Here is a 14,238-nt window from a genome sequence, read left to right on the forward strand (position 1 = left end):
CCTTACGCGGTGAGGGCGGGCTGCTTGAGCAGTTCGGCGCGGTGGCGGGCGGCGGCGGCCGCGGCGGCCCGGCCACCGAGGGCGACCACACCGACCAGCCGGCCGCCGCGGTGGTAGCCGGCCAGGACGTCCCCGTCGGGGTCGCCTTCCAGGACACGCACGTCCTCCTTGCCCAGCACGGGGGCACCGAAGGACTGCAGGCGGAAGTCGTGCTGGTCGCTCCAGAACGTCGGCAGCGGCGCGAACGGCGCGAGGCCGGCGTCGGTTCCGGTGAGGTGGGCGGCGAGCACCCGGGCGGCGTGCTTGGCGGTGTCCGTGGGGATCGACCAGTGCTCGACGCGGCGGGGCACGCCGTCGTAGCGGGCGTTGGGGAAGCGGGCGACATCACCGACGGCGATCACGTCGTGCCGTCCGCCGACGCGCAGCTGCCCGTCGGTCAGCACGCCGTCGGTGAGGTCGAGGCCGTTGCCGTCGAGCCACTCGGTGTTCGCGACGGAACCCACCGCCTCCACCACCACGTCCGCGGCCGCCACCGTGCCGTCGTCGAGGCGCACGCCGGTGACGTGCTCCGCGCCCTCGAAGCCGGTCACGCCCGTGCCGAGGGCGAACCGTACGCCGCGCTGCTCGTGCCTCCTGAGCAGCGCCCGCGCGAGCAGTTCGCCGAGCGGCCCCACCATGGGCAGCGGCAGCGGATCCACCACGGTGACCTCGGCCGCGCCGAGCGCCACGGCGGTGGCGGCCACCTCGCAGCCGATGAACCCGGCCCCGACCACGACCACGCGGGCGCCCGGGCGGGTCAGGGACTCGCGCAGACCCTGGGCGTCGGCCAGGGTGCGCAGGGTGTGCCGGCCGGTGAGCGGGCCGGGGCACCGCAGCCGCCGGGGGCGCATGCCGGTCGCCACGACGAGTCCGCCGTACGGCAGGACCGTACCGTCGTCGAGTTCGACGACGCGCCGGTCGAGGTCGGCCCGGACGGCCCTGGTGCCCAGCCGCCATTCGACGTCGGCCACCCCGGCGCGCGGCCGGAAGGCGAGTGACGCGAAGGGGGCCTTCCCGGCCAGCACCTCCTTGGACAGCGGTGGCCGGTTGTAGGGCATGTGGGGCTCTTCCCCGACGAGTGTGATCGGCCCGGCCCAGCCCGCGGCGCGCAGTTGTTCGGCGGCGCGCAGGCCGGCCATGGAAGCGCCGACCACGACGACGTTCGTGCTCACGGCTCAGTCCTCGATGCGGATGGCCTGCAGCGGACAGACGTCGGCGGCCTCCTCGACCTCGTCGCGCAGCGCGTCGTCGGGGTCGGGGACGTGGGCGAGGTGTCCGGCGTCGTCGAAGCGGAAGACGTCGGGTGCGGCGAAGACGCACTGGCCGTGGTCCTGGCACTTGTTCATGTCGACGACGACCTTCATGGCCGGCCCTCCAGATACGAAGCTCGTTTGGTTCCAAACAACATAGGAAGCGACCGGACCCTGGTCAATAGCTATCCGGATGGATAAATTTTTGCGACAGACCCCTTGCGGGGAGATGGCGGGCGTCCCTACCGTTTGACACCAAACAGTGGAGCGGCCCCCTGCGTCTCCCCGCAGCGCGTGGCCGCCCGCCCTCTCTCCCCCAGCGCCCTGAGCTCTGGGAGGCGCCCCCTTCCCCAGAGGAGACAACGGTGAGCGCATCCGACACCCCACCCGTCCGCCGGCACATGGAGCGCCTGGCCGCCGAGGGCATCGACGTGGTCCGGGTGACCTATCCCGACCTCATCGGCACCGACCGGGCCCGGGACGTCCTGCTGGACCACCTCCCCGCGGCCTGCGACCACGGCCTCGCCTTCTGCCGCGCCGTCTACCACACCAGCCCCCAGGGCGACGTGGTCCCGGTGGCCGGCGGCCTGGACTCCGGGCTGCCCGACATCTGCGTGCGCCCCGACCTCGACACGCTGACCCCGCTGCCGTGGGAGCCCGGGGTCGCGTCCTGCCTGGGCGACGTCACCGACCCGTCGACCGGCCTGCCCGCGCCCGAGTCCCCCCGGGACCTGCTGCGCGCCGTCCTCGACCGATGCGCCGAGCAGGGCCTGCGACCGGTGGTCGGCCCGGAGCTGGAGTACTTCCTCTGCGACGCGGCACCCGGCACCCCGCTCGGCTGGCGCCGCTACGACGAGGCGACCGGCGTCGTCTACACCGCGGGCCTGCGCGCGGACGGCGACAACCACCTGCTGCGCACCCTGCGTCAGCTGCGTGACCTCGACATCGGCGTCAGTAGCGGCAACCACGAGTTCGACGGGGCGCAGTTCGAGATCAACCTGACCCACGCGGATGCCCTGGAGGCCGCCGACCGGGCCTTCCGTTTCAAGGCGGCCGTCAAGGAACTGGCCCGCAGGGAAGGCCGCCTGGCCACCTTCATGGCCAAGCCGTTCAACGACGCGGCCGGCTCCGGCTTCCATCTCCACCTGTCCTGCCTGACCGGGGAGGACGGCAACGCCTTCGACGACCCGTCGGCGCCGTACGGCCTGTCCGCCACCGCCCGGCACGCCGTGGCCGGCGTCCTGGCGCACGCCCCGGCCCTGGCGGCGCTGGCCAACCCGACGGTCAACTCCTACAAACGCTTCGGCCCGGACACCCTGGCCCCCTGGCTGATCGACTGGGGCCTGGACAACCGCAGCGCCATGGTCCGCATCCCGCCCGAGCGCGGCCCCGGCGCCCGGCTCGAACTGCGCCTCGGCGACGCCGGCGCCAACCCCTACCTGCTGGTCGCCGGCACCGTCGCCGCCGCGCTGCTGGGCATCCTCGCCGGCGAGGAACCCCCCGCCCCGCTGGAGGGCTACGGCTACGACACCGCCAGGTCCGCCGTCCTCCCGACGACCCTGCCCGCCGCCCTGGACGCGCTGGAGGCGGACACCGCCCTCACCGACGTCCTGGGCAAGGGCTTCACCGCCTCCTACCTGACCTACAAGCGCGACGAGGTCGCCCGCTTCCAACGGCACGTCACCGACTGGGAGTTCACCGAGTACGCCTACCACCTGTGACCCCGAGGAGACCTCCGACCATGACCACCACCGCCCAGTCCGTGACCGACGCCGTGCGCGAGCCGCTGCCCCTGGCCGACGTCGACCTGGCCGACCTCGACAACTTCACCGACGGCGTGACCCCCTGGCGCATGTTCCACACCCTGCGCCACGAGGACCCGGTGCACTGGCAGCCCGAGGAGGCGCCCAACTCCGGTTTCTGGGCGGTGACCCGGCACGCCGACATCGCCCGCGTCGACCGCGACGCGCAGACGTTCACCTCCACGAAGTTCGTCAACCTGGAGGAGGTCGACGAGGACCAGATCAGGAAACGCGCCTCGATCCTCGAACTGGACGGCGTCCGCCACCGCGCGCTGCGCAGCCTGCTCCAGCGCCAGTTCGGCGCGAGCGTCATCAACAGCTACGCCGACTTCCTGCGCGGCCTGACCGCCACCACCCTGGACGCGGCCCTGGCCAAGGGCACGTTCGACTTCGTGAAGGAGGTGTCCGCCGACTTCCCGATCAACGTCCTCGCCCGCCTCCTCGACGTGCCCCCCGAGGACAACCAGCAGCTCATCGACTGGGGCAACCGCATCATCGGCAACACCGACCCCGACTACGCCGACGTGCTGCTGCACAGCGCGGAGAGCGAGAAGTACCGCGACCTGCCGTTCCGCTCCCCCGCCTCACTGGAGGTCTTCGAGTACGGCCGCGAACTCGCCCGGCGGCGGCGCGGCGGAAACGGCACCGACCTGATCTCCAGGCTGGTCAACGAGACCCCGCGCGACGGCGTCCCGCTCTCCCCGCAGGACTTCGACAACTACTTCCTGCTCCTGGTCGTCGCCGGCAACGAGACCACCCGCCACACCATCACCCATTCCATGCTGGCCCTGCTCCAGCACCCCGAGCAGCTCGCCCGCCTCCAGGACGACCCGTCGCTGATCCCCACGGCGGTCGAGGAGTTCCTGCGCTGGGCCTCGCCGGTGTACCACTTCCGCCGCACCGCCACCCGCGACGTCGAACTCGGCGGCAAGCACATCGGGGAGGGCGACAAGGTCGTCATGTGGTTCGCCTCCGGCAACCGCGACGAAGAGGTCTTCACCAACCCCTACGACTTCGATGTCGCCCGGCAGGACAACGACCACGTCACCTTCGGCAAGGGCAGCCCCCACCTGTGCCTGGGCAACCTGCTCGCCCGCACCGAGATCCGCATCATGTTCGAGGAGCTCATTCCGCGCCTGGCCGGCATCCGCCTGGCCGGTGACGTGCCCCGCGTACGCTCCAACTTCGTCAACGGCATCAAGAAGCTGCCCGTGGAGGTGACACTCGCCTGAGGCACGCAATGCACGGCCCGGAACGCGCCGACGGCTTCAGGACGCCTTCGAAGCCGTAGGAACCGACGTGGGACGGCTCAGTCGTCGGCGGCGGTCTCCGCGGCGATCGTGGCGGCTACCTCGTCGACCACGACACGCGCCCGGTTCTCCGGCACACCGGCCGCGACGAGCATGGCAATGGTGCACCGGGTGCCGTCGTCCTCCAGCGCCTCGACGTTGACCTGCTCCAGCAGGGCGACCGTCATCGCCTCCAGACCCGCGCTCAGCACCGCGGGTGGCAGATGGGTGGGGACGACACCGTCCCGCTGTCCGCGTTCCAGGATGGCCGTGACCTCGTCGCGCGCGGGCTTGAGGATCTCGGCGACGCGTTCCGCGCCCAGGTCCCGGTGGGCCAGCGCCAGGAGCATCCGGTAACGGTCACCCACGGGCCACATCGACAACGTGAAGTACGCGAGCGCCCGTTCGGCCGGCTCCGCCGGCCGGACACCCGCCGCCACCGCGTCCTGGAGGGTCTCGGAGGCTTCCTCGGCCAGCGCCTCCAACAGTGCCGCCCGGCCGGGGAAGTGACCGAAGAGGGTACGCCGTACGACACCGGCGGCCCTCGCCAGCTCCTCCAGGGTGATGTCCGGGTTCCGGCCGAGTTCCTGACGGGCCGTGGCCAGGATGCGCGCCCGGTTGGAGCGCGCGTTGCGTCGCTGCGGCACGCGGGCCACGGGCTTGGTCACGGACAACCTCGGCGGAGCGGTACGGAGAGCGGGATCGGCGCGTCCATTCTGACACGCGGCATCCGCACGCCCTCCGGAGTCGCTCGGTGACAGGCGTCGAGCGCCTTCTCCCCCGATCATGCGGCCGAGGAGGCGTCCGGACGCCAGGTGACCGTCCGCCCGGTGAAGTGCGCGTCGAGTCCGCCCGCCGTGGGCGTGACCGACCGCAGGCGGAGCCCCTCGGGGATGTTCCGCAGCGGGATGGGCTCCGCGAAGATCTTGTCGAGCAGGGTCCGCCCCGGGGCGGGCAGCTCCCCCCGGGTGACACGGAAGTCCGTGAACCGGACGCTGTTCCCGGCGGCCGCGGAGACGGCCGTACTCACGGTGACCTCCCCGGCGAGCGGAAGGGCGACGACGGCCCTGACCCGGTCCGGCTCGGTGTCCCGGGAGATCTCCAGGCCGAGTGCGTTCGACACGTCCTCGTACGACAGGAACGCGGTCGCGTCGACGGCACGCGCGTGGGCCTCCTCCGCGTCGCCCGAGATCTTCAGGTCGTCGAGCCCGACGGTGAGCCTGGTCACCGGCAGCGGCCGCGCGGAGCCGTCGGCGGGTATGTCGTGGGCGGTGATGTCGACGTGCCGCAGCGAGCCGGAGACCAGCTGGGGCAGCACCGGGAAGCCCCTCACATCGACCTCGGGGCGCGTCGGGGTGTCCATGCCGCCCTGGAACGCCTCTGCCGTACGGCTCTCCGCGCGCCCCGCGGCGACACGGTCCACGACGAGCACGGCCGGCAGCAGCGCGGCCAGCACCCCGGCCAGGGCGGCGACCAGCTTCCGCCGCCTCTCCGGGGACGGAGCGCTCACGCACACGGAGCCCCCGTCGTACTGGGAGTCGTACGGCTCGTACGGCTCATGGGGCCCATGGGCGGGTTCATCGGCGTACGCGGGCTGGGACTGGTACACGGCATTCCTCCACCTGGTCTGGCAGCTGCTTGCACATCATCGGGCAATTAATATTTACACACGGTCGGGCAATAAACTAGCCTGCACACTCGTGGGCAAATAACTTCCCGCGGTGCCGGGACACAGCCCGAGCCCGCGCCACTCCCGCTGCCGACCCCGAAGCTGCCGCTTCACCCCTAGGAGCTTCCGATGCCGCTCTTCGCGAACACACCCGTCGAGAAGATGACCGGGCCGTACCCACGACGCTGGTGGGCCCTGCTCGTGCTGTGCCTGAGCCTGCTGATCGTGGTCATGGCCAACACGTCCCTGATCGTCGCCGCCCCCGACATGACCCAGGACCTCGAACTCAGCAGCAGTGACCTCCAGTGGGTCGTCGACGGCTACACCGTCCCGTACGCCGCGCTGATGCTGGTGCTGGGCGCGATGGGCGACAAGTACAGCCGCCGCGGCGCCCTCGTACTGGGCCTGCTGATCTTCGCCGGGGGTTCGGTGATGGGCAGCCTGGTCGACGAGACCGACCTGGTCATCGCCGCCCGCGCGATCATGGGTGTGGGTGCCGCCGTGGTCATGCCGGCCACGCTCTCGCTCCTGGTGGCCATGTTCCCGAGGCGCGAGCGGGCGCGCGCCATCACGGCCTGGACCGCCACCTCCGGCCTCGCCATCGCCGTCGGCCCGGTGGTGGCCGGCTGGCTGCTGGAGGAGCACGCCTGGGGCTCGACGTTCCTGATCAACGTGCCCATCGCGGCCCTCGCCGTGATCGGCGCGTTCGTACTGGTGCCGCCGTCCAGGGCGGAGGGCATGGGCCGGATCGACTACGTCGGCGGACTGCTGTCGATCGTCTCCGTCGGCTCGCTCGTCTACGCCATCATCGAGGGCCCGCACTTCGGCTGGAGCACCGGCCCGATCGCGGCGGCCGTCGTCGCGGGCGTGGGCTTCGCCGCCTTCACCCTGTGGGAGCTGAAGCACCCCCACCCCATGCTGGACGTCCGCAAGTTCACGCTGCGCCCCTTCACCGGCTCCATGCTCGCGGTGCTGTTCTTCTTCTTCGGCACCTTCGGCGCGATCTACTACGCCACCCAGTTCCTTCAGTTCGTCCTGGGCTACGACGCCCTGGAGACCGGCGTTCGTCTGCTGCCGCTGGCCGGTGCCGTGTTCGTCGGCGCCGCGGTGACCGGCAGGCTGACCCCCAGGCTCGGCGTGAAGGCCATGGTCGTGCCCGGCATGGTCCTCGGCACCGTGGGCGTCTTCCTGCTCTCCCAGATCGACAAGGCCTCGACGTACACCGACTTCGTGCCGTCGCTGCTGCTGCTCGGCTTCGCGATCGGCCTGAGCGTGTCCCCGGCGACCGACACGATCATGGACTCCTTCCCCGAGTCGGAGCTGGGCGTCGGCGGCGGCGCCAACGACACCTCGCTGGAACTGGGCGGCTCCCTCGGCATCGCCCTCCTGGGCTCGCTGCTCGGCACCGCCTACAAGGACGAGCTGACCGATCTGGTGGGCCACCGGCTCCCGCACGAGGCCCTGGAGACCGCCAAGGAGTCGGTGGGCGCCGGCCTCGCGGTCGCCGAACAGATCGCCAGGACCCCGACCGCCGGCCCCCAGCAGGCGCAGGCCCTGGTGGACGCGGTGCACGATTCCTTCGCCCACGGTGTCGCGCACACCAGTCTCATCGGCGGCATCATCATGGCCGCCGGCGCGATGATCGTCCTGGCCGTCCTGCCCGGCCGCAAGTCCACCGGGAAGCACCGCCAGGTGGCGGCGGAGGAGACCGAGAAGGAGCACGCGGAGGTCGGCTGACGGCGAGGCCGCCCAGACTCGTCGTCAGGTGCGTGCGGAGCGGATGGGTGATGCCTCCCTCGGTATCTGATGGAGGCATCAGTAATGGTGACCATTGTTAGACTCACCGCATGCCGACGTCAGCCCCGCCCAGCAACCGGTTCGAACGCCGTCGCGCCGCGACCAGGCAGGCACTCATCCGTGCGGCCCGGCAGATCCTCGCCGAGTCCGGCGACACGGGCGTGAGCATCCAGGCGATCGCGGACCGGGCGGACGTGGGCTTCGGCTCCTTCTACAACCACTTCGACTCCAAGGCAGCCCTCTTCGACGAGGCGGTGCTCGACGCCCTCGACGAGTACGGCCGGGCGATCGACGAACGGCTGGAAGGCGTCGACGATCCGGCGGAGCGGGTCGCGTTCGGCGTCCGGCTCAGCGCCAGGATGGCCGACACGCACCCCGAGATCATGCGGATCCTGCGCCATCGCGGACTCGGGCACATCCACTCCGACCGCGGCCTGTCCCCGCGCGCCCTGGGCGACCTGAAGACCGGCGCGGCCTCCGGTCGCTTCACCTTCACCGACCCCGAGATCGCCCTCTCCGCGCTGGGCGGCAGCCTGCTGGCCCTGCTGGACCTGCGCCTCACCCGGCCGGACGCCGACAGCGACGCGGCCGCCAGAGCCATGGCGCAGATGATGCTGCGCATGCTCGGCGTCCCCGAGGACGAGGCCCGCGAGATCGCCGAGCGCCCCCTTCCCACAGGCGACTGACGCTTCGACACGGCGGTACGGTCGGCGAAGACGCGCGATCGACAGCCACCGCACGACCGGCCGGGCCCAGCCGGGGTTGACGCGCTATCGGGCATCGGACTTCCCGGACGACCCGCAGACGACCGGCCCAGCGAGGGCTGTCGCACTATCGGGCATCGGACTTCCCGGACGACCCGCAGACGACCGGCCCAGCGAGGGCTGTCGCACTATCGGGCATCGGACTTCCCGGACGACCCGCAGACGACCGGCCCAGCGAGGGCTGTCGCGCTATCGGGCGTCGGACTTCCCGGACGGCCCGCAGCAGGAGCAATCGCCGGCGCAGCCGCGACTGTCCTGCGGAGGCGCCTCGGCGACGGCGCCGGCGGGCACCGCGCAGCAGGCGTCGCCACGCCATGCGTCGCGGCCTTCCTTGACCGCGACGGCGCCGATCACCAGGGCGGCGATCGGGTCGGCCCAGGACCAGCCGAACAGGGAGTTGGCGAGCAGGCCGACCAACAGCACCGCCGAGAGGTATGTGCACAGCAGGGTCTGCTTGGAGTCGGCCACGGCCGAGGCGGAGCCCAGTTCACGGCCCGCGCGACGCTGGGCGGCGGACAGGAACGGCATGACCGCGAGCGAGAGGGCGGCCAGCACGATGCCCGGGGTGGAGTGTTCGGCCTCGCCGGTGCCGGTCAGGGCGCGGACGGAGTCGACCGTGACATAGGCGGCCAGGGCGAAGAAGGAGACGGCGATGATGCGCAGGGTCGTCTTCTCACGGGCCTCCCGTACGGCGTGGTCGGCGGCGGAGAACTGCCAGGCGACGGCCGCCGCTGAGGAGACCTCGATGACGGAGTCCAGGCCGAAGCCGATCAGGGCGGTGGAGGAGGCGAGGGTGCCGGCGGTGATGGCGACGATCGCCTCGATGACGTTGTAGGTGATGGTGGCGGCGACCAGCAGGCGTACTCGGCGGGCCAGTTGGGCGCGGCGGTCCAGGGACGGGCCGAGGGATATCTCCAGGGTCATCAGCAGCAGCCCTTCTCCTCGCCGTCCGGGCATGTGCGGTCGGCCTCGACGGCGAGGACCGCGCCGCGCAGATCGTCCAGGGCGTGACCGAGGCGGGAGTCCGCGAGCTCGTAACGCACGCGCCGGCCCACGGGGACGGCGACGACGATGCCGCAGTCGCGCAGGCAGGCCAGGTGGTTCGACAGCCGGGTGCGGGAGATCTCCAGCTGCTCGGCGAGGTCGGCGGGGTGGGCCGGGGCCTTGCTCAGCTCCAGGAGGATGCGACAGCGAATCGGATCGGCGAGCGCGCGGCCGAAACGGGCCAGGGCGTCGATGTCGGAGGCGATGGACAGCACACCTCGACAATACAGAGAATCGTGGATTCACGAAACCATGGATCGTCACGCCGGACCACGACTGCCGCGGCCAGGACGCAAGACGCGACGGATCCGCAGCCGGAGGGCATGAGTGGGACGTCCCGGCCCGCGCCGAGATCCTCGCCGCGCACCCCTCCGCCCGCGCCCCGGTCTGGGTCGGGGGCCCGCTTCGGTGCCGGGTTGAACCAGCTCTCACACGCCCGGAGGGGCGGGACTGCAGCGTGAGGAGTTAGGGCGGCGTATCGGTTACTCGGCGTCCACGGTCGCGTCGTACGAGCAGGGCCGGCGGATTCCGTCGCCCAGGACCATCGAGCTATGAACACCGCTGAGTCCGCGGCCGTCGCGTCCGACCTCGCCTGGTTCAAGAGCAGCTACAGCGGAGCGGAGGGCGGCGACTGTGTCGAGGTCGCGGCCGACACGGGAGCTGTGCACATCCGGGACTCCAAGGCCGTGGCCGGACCCGTCATCCTCTCTGTCCGTCCTGCTGCCTCGAGCCGGACGGTGTCAGCGTCGGCGCTGGTCGGGTCGTAGTTCGAAGTCGCCGTAGCTGTTGTCGGCGGGGTTGACGGTCACTCCGGGTGCCACGATCTCGTCGATGCGGTCGAGGACGTCGGCCGGGAGCGTGACGTCGGCGGCGGGCAGGAACGCTTCGAGTTGTTCCATGGTGCGCGGTCCGATGATCGCCGAGGTGACGCCGGGGTGGTTGACGACGAAGGCGACGGCCAGCTCGATCAGGGTGAGCCCGGCCTTCTCCGCCAGGAGCGCGAGTTGTTCGACGGCGTCGAGCTTGCGCTGGTTGGCCGGGGTGCTCATGTCGAAGCGGGCCGCGGGGCGGGCCGCGGAGGCCGGGCCGGAGGCGTTGTCCCTGCGGTAGCGGCCCGAGAGCCAGCCGCCGGCCAGAGGGCTGTAGGTCAGGGTGCCCATGCCGTGGCGGCGCGCGGTGGGCAACACGTCCTCCTCGATGCCGCGGACCAGGAGGGAGTACGGCGGCTGCTCGGTCACGAACCGCTCCAGACGCCGTTCCCGGGAGGTCCACTGGGCTTCGACGATCTGGGAGCCGGAGTAGGAGGAGGAGCCGATGTATCGGACCTTGCCCTGGTGCACGAGGTCGGAGAGGGCGCCGAGGGTTTCGGACACGTCGGTGTCCGGGCTGGGGCGGTGCACCTGGTAGAGGTCGATGTGGTCGGTGCCCAGGCGCCGCAGGGAGTTCTCGACCGCGCGAATGATCCAGCGCCGTGAGCCGCCACGCTGGTTGGGGTCGTCCTGACTCATCGGCATGAAGAACTTGGTGGCGAGGAAGACCTCGTCGCGACGGTCCTTGAGCGCCTTGCCGACGATCTCCTCCGAGACGCCGCCGGAGTAGACGTCGGCGGTGTCGACGAAGTTGATGCCCGCGTCGAGGGCGCGGTGGATGATCCGTACGGAGTCGGCCTCGTCCTCGTTGCCCCAGGGGCCGAACATCATCGCGCCCAGGCAGAGCGGGCTGACCTGGACGCCGGTGCGGCCGAGCGGTCGGTACTGCATGAAGCTCTTCTCCTCGTTCGTGTGGTCAGTCGTTCCCGGACGGGACGGCGGTGCCGGTGCTCGCCCAGCTGGCCAGGAGACCGAGGGCCTCCTGCTCTCGCGAATCCGGTTCGGGGGTGTAGAAGTTGAGGCGGAGACCGGGGTCGGACGGCAGGTCCATCGCCTCGTAGGGCAACGCCAGATCGCCGACCAGCGGGTGGTGCAGGTTCTTCACGCCGGAGCGGTGGAACTTCACGTCGTGGCGGGCCCACAGACGTGCGAAGTCGTCGCTTCTCGTCGTCAGCTCCCCGATCAGGTCGGTCAGCGCCTTGTCGTGCGGTGCCCGGCCCGTCTCGGTGCGCAGGAAGGCCACCGCGTCGTCGGCCCCCTTGTCCCAGTCGACCCAGAAATCCTTGCTGGCGGGGTCCAGGAACATGAAGCGGGCGCTGTTGACCGGCCCGCGCTGGGCGAACAGGGGGGAGTCGAAGACCGGTGCGTACAGCGCGCGACCGAGCGTGTTGGCGGCGACGATGTCGAACCGGGCATTGCGTACGAACGCCGGGACATCGGTCATGGAGTCGAGCAGCCGCAGGATCGTGGGCCGCACCCGGGACGAGGTCACCGCGGGGCGCCTGCCCGAGGGAGTGGCCGCCCGGGCCAGATCGTAGAGGTGGGTGCGCTCGGCCTCATTCAGCCGCAGTGCGTGCGCGAGAGCTTCGAGCACCGAGTCGGAGGCGCCGCTGAGATTGCCGCGCTCCAGCCGGACGTAGTAGTCCACGCTCATGCCCGCGAGCAGGGCGACCTCCTCGCGGCGAAGGCCCGCGACGCGGCGGTTCCCGCCGTAGACCGGCAGCCCGGCCTGCTCCGGGGTGATGCGTGCCCGCCGGGTGCTGAGGAACTCGCGGACCTCGGCGGCCAGGTTCTTCTTGTCGGTTCCGGCCATGGTCAGACTCCGAGCGGGTGCTCCGCGATGCCGTCGCAGGACATCACCCGGGACCGGTCGGCGTGGGACGCGAGGTGGGTGGGGGCTTCGGCGGGGGCCAGGGGCACGGGGGACTCCTCTTGATCGGCGTGAATCGTGTACCGGTCCTTTCACGGTAGGTCCGTCGGCGGGGACCTGGGAGGTACTGCCATTACCTGGAAGAGCAGTGACTCCCACCTGCGCGCCTGCGCGCGGTTCGCTGGAGAAGGCCCAGGACAGGCATGCCGAGTCCGGGCCCGAACCGAGAACCGACCTGAAGGAACACCCGTGCGCGCAACACTCATGTACGCAGCCGGCGACGTCCGCGTCGGACACGTCGCCGACCCGGGTCTCAAGGAACCCACCGACGCGCTGGTCCGTATCACCACGGCCTGCGTCTGCGGCAGCGACCTGCACCCCTACCGCTCCATGTCCGGCTCCGACGGCCCGGTGAGGATGGGCCACGAGTTCATCGGCGTGGTCGAGGCGACCGGAAGCGAGGTCACGACGGTGAAGAAGGGTGACCTGGTCGTCGCCCCGTTCGCCTATTCGGACGGCACCTGTGAATACTGCCGTGCCGGGCTGCAGACCTCGTGCGTGCACGGCGGCTTCTGGGCGAGCAACGGCGTCGACGGCGGCCAGGGCGAGGCGGCCCGCGTGCCCCTTGGCCGACGGCACCCTCGTCAAGCTCCCGGTCGGCGCGGACGACGCCCTGATCCCCTCCCTGCTCACCCTCTCCGACGTCATGGGCACCGGCCACCATGCCGCCGTCCGCGGCGGAGTGAAGCAGGGCAGCACCGTCACCGTGATCGGCGACGGCGCCGTCGGCCTGCTCGCCGTGCTCGCCGCCAAGCGGCTCGGCGCCGAACGGATCGTCCTCATGGGCCGGCACACCTCCCGCACCGACCTCGGCCGCGCGTTCGGGGCGACCGACGTGGTCCCCGAGCGCGGCGACGAGGGCATCGAGAAGGTACGTGAGCTCACCGGCGGCGGCAGCCAGATCGTCCTCGAAGCGGTCGGACACCGGCCCGCCTACGAGCAGGCGTACGGAGTGGTCCGCCCCGGCGGCACCATCAGCCGCGTGGGCGTGCCCCAGTACGAGGAGGCCCCGGTCGGCTTCGGCAGCCTCTTCGGCCACAACATCACCCTGACCGGAGGCCCCGCCCCGGCCCGCGCCTACATCGACGAACTGCTGCCCGACGTGCTGGAGGGCCGTATCGAGCCCGGCCGGGTCTTCGACCGCACCGTCGGACTCGACGAGGTCGCCGAGGGCTACCGGGCCATGGACGCGCGCGAGGCCCTCAAGGTGCTGGTACGGCCGTGAACAGGCACCCTGTGATCAGCGCGGTGGACGCGCCTGCGCGTCTGCGGGGTGCCTCCCGCACCGTCGTGGCGTACACCGGTACCGACGCCGGGAAGCAGACGATGGGGCTGGTGACACCGTGACCACCGCCGCCGCCCAGCGTGCGCCGGTGCCCACGGCGGAGCGGTCGAACGGGACCCCGGTCCACGCGACGGTGATCCTCGTCATCATCTGCGTCAGCTACTTCATGGTCGTCCTCGACAACTCGATCGTGTTCACCGGGCTGCCGCAGATCCGCTCCGACATGGGGTTCTCCGAGACCGGCCTGTCCTGGGTCACCAACGCCTACGTCCTGGTCTTCGGCGGACTGCTGCTGTTGGGCGCCCGGGCCGGTGACCTGTTCGGACACCGACGGGTGTTCCTGTTCTCCCTGGTCGTCTTCTCGCTGACCTCACTCCTGTGTTACCTCAGAGGCAGTCCCCGCCCGCCGTGGCCCGCTCGTCGTGACGGGAGGTGTGCTCGCCGCGATCGTGGCCTCTTCCTGACGGCGGTCGGGGTGGTGGCGGGCGCCGTCATCGGTC

At 71.2% G+C, this 14,238-nt stretch carries 14 protein-coding genes and 3 pseudogenes; 9 read left to right on the forward strand and 8 right to left on the reverse strand.

The window, feature by feature from the left end; translation table 11 throughout:
• Nucleotides 1-2: 2 nt before the first annotated feature.
• Both I2W78_RS08540 and I2W78_RS08545 read right to left on the reverse strand, forming a co-directional pair.
• Complete coding sequence (locus tag I2W78_RS08540) at nt 3-1,211, reverse strand: NAD(P)/FAD-dependent oxidoreductase (protein ID WP_196458374.1); 1,209 nt, start codon at nt 1,209-1,211, stop codon at nt 3-5.
• A gap of 3 nt (nt 1,212-1,214) precedes the next feature.
• On the reverse strand, nt 1,215-1,403 hold the full coding sequence (locus tag I2W78_RS08545; RefSeq protein ID WP_196458376.1) for a ferredoxin: 189 nt from the start codon (nt 1,401-1,403) through the stop codon (nt 1,215-1,217).
• Nucleotides 1,404-1,654: 251 nt separating this feature from the next.
• On the opposite strand from I2W78_RS08545, the gene I2W78_RS08550 reads away from it, so the two are divergent.
• Both I2W78_RS08550 and I2W78_RS08555 read left to right on the forward strand, forming a co-directional pair.
• Nucleotides 1,655-3,010: a glutamine synthetase family protein gene (locus tag I2W78_RS08550; RefSeq protein ID WP_196458378.1), complete on the forward strand. Its 1,356-nt coding sequence runs from the start codon at nt 1,655-1,657 to the stop codon at nt 3,008-3,010.
• Nucleotides 3,011-3,030: 20 nt separating this feature from the next.
• Nucleotides 3,031-4,323, forward strand: coding sequence for a cytochrome P450 (locus I2W78_RS08555; protein WP_196458380.1), 1,293 nt, complete (start codon nt 3,031-3,033; stop codon nt 4,321-4,323).
• Between the two features lie 77 nt (nt 4,324-4,400).
• Here the strand turns inward: I2W78_RS08555 and I2W78_RS08560 are convergent, their stop codons facing one another.
• On the reverse strand, nt 4,401-5,048 hold the full coding sequence (locus tag I2W78_RS08560) for a TetR/AcrR family transcriptional regulator (protein WP_196458382.1): 648 nt from the start codon (nt 5,046-5,048) through the stop codon (nt 4,401-4,403).
• Nucleotides 5,049-5,164: 116 nt separating this feature from the next.
• Nucleotides 5,165-5,989, reverse strand: a complete 825-nt coding sequence (locus I2W78_RS08565) for an LmeA family phospholipid-binding protein (protein ID WP_307783641.1) — start codon at nt 5,987-5,989, stop codon at nt 5,165-5,167.
• Between the two features lie 189 nt (nt 5,990-6,178).
• Between I2W78_RS08565 and I2W78_RS08570 the strand changes: the two genes are divergently transcribed.
• On the forward strand, nt 6,179-7,786 hold the full coding sequence (locus I2W78_RS08570) for an MFS transporter (protein ID WP_196458384.1): 1,608 nt from the start codon (nt 6,179-6,181) through the stop codon (nt 7,784-7,786).
• 110 nt (nt 7,787-7,896) lie between these two features.
• Nucleotides 7,897-8,532, forward strand: coding sequence for a TetR/AcrR family transcriptional regulator (locus I2W78_RS08575; protein WP_196458386.1), 636 nt, complete (start codon nt 7,897-7,899; stop codon nt 8,530-8,532).
• A gap of 267 nt (nt 8,533-8,799) precedes the next feature.
• On the opposite strand, the gene I2W78_RS08580 is transcribed toward I2W78_RS08575, so the two are convergent.
• Together I2W78_RS08580 and I2W78_RS08585 are read right to left on the reverse strand one after the other, a co-directional pair.
• Nucleotides 8,800-9,534 (reverse strand): cation diffusion facilitator family transporter, encoded by a 735-nt coding sequence (locus tag I2W78_RS08580; RefSeq protein ID WP_196458388.1) that lies wholly within the window; start codon nt 9,532-9,534, stop codon nt 8,800-8,802.
• Nucleotides 9,534-9,869, reverse strand: coding sequence for an ArsR/SmtB family transcription factor (locus tag I2W78_RS08585; RefSeq protein ID WP_196458390.1), 336 nt, complete (start codon nt 9,867-9,869; stop codon nt 9,534-9,536). The genes I2W78_RS08580 and I2W78_RS08585 overlap by 1 nt, the downstream gene beginning before the upstream one ends.
• Nucleotides 9,870-10,098: 229 nt before the next feature.
• On the opposite strand from I2W78_RS08585, the pseudogene I2W78_RS08590 reads away from it, so the two are divergent.
• Nucleotides 10,099-10,203 (forward strand): annotated as a pseudogene (locus I2W78_RS08590) (helix-turn-helix domain-containing protein); the annotation flags it as partial.
• 2 nt (nt 10,204-10,205) lie between these two features.
• On the forward strand, nt 10,206-10,421 hold the full coding sequence (locus I2W78_RS08595; protein ID WP_196458392.1) for a DUF397 domain-containing protein: 216 nt from the start codon (nt 10,206-10,208) through the stop codon (nt 10,419-10,421).
• On the opposite strand, the gene I2W78_RS08600 is transcribed toward I2W78_RS08595, so the two are convergent.
• Both I2W78_RS08600 and I2W78_RS08605 read right to left on the reverse strand, forming a co-directional pair.
• Complete coding sequence (locus tag I2W78_RS08600; protein ID WP_196458394.1) at nt 10,395-11,414, reverse strand: aldo/keto reductase; 1,020 nt, start codon at nt 11,412-11,414, stop codon at nt 10,395-10,397. The genes I2W78_RS08595 and I2W78_RS08600 overlap by 27 nt on opposite strands.
• A 25-nt stretch (nt 11,415-11,439) precedes the next feature.
• Entirely contained in the window at nt 11,440-12,336 is an 897-nt protein-coding gene (locus tag I2W78_RS08605) for a helix-turn-helix transcriptional regulator (protein WP_196458396.1), read from the reverse strand.
• Between the two features lie 306 nt (nt 12,337-12,642).
• Here I2W78_RS08605 and I2W78_RS08610 point away from each other — a divergent pair.
• From I2W78_RS08610 to I2W78_RS40335, 3 genes and pseudogenes are all read left to right on the forward strand, one after another.
• Nucleotides 12,643-13,678 (forward strand): annotated as a pseudogene (locus I2W78_RS08610) (zinc-dependent alcohol dehydrogenase family protein).
• Entirely contained in the window at nt 13,675-13,800 is a 126-nt protein-coding gene (locus I2W78_RS41085; RefSeq protein ID WP_269066387.1) for a hypothetical protein, read from the forward strand. Before I2W78_RS08610 ends, I2W78_RS41085 begins: the two are co-directional and overlap by 4 nt.
• Before the next feature lie 71 nt (nt 13,801-13,871).
• A pseudogene (locus I2W78_RS40335) lies at nt 13,872-14,114 on the forward strand (MFS transporter); the annotation flags it as partial.
• Between the last annotated feature and the right edge of the window lie 124 nt (nt 14,115-14,238).

It is taken from the genome of Streptomyces spinoverrucosus (assembly GCF_015712165.1).
Classification (GTDB): Bacteria; Actinomycetota; Actinomycetes; order Streptomycetales; family Streptomycetaceae; genus Streptomyces; species Streptomyces spinoverrucosus_A.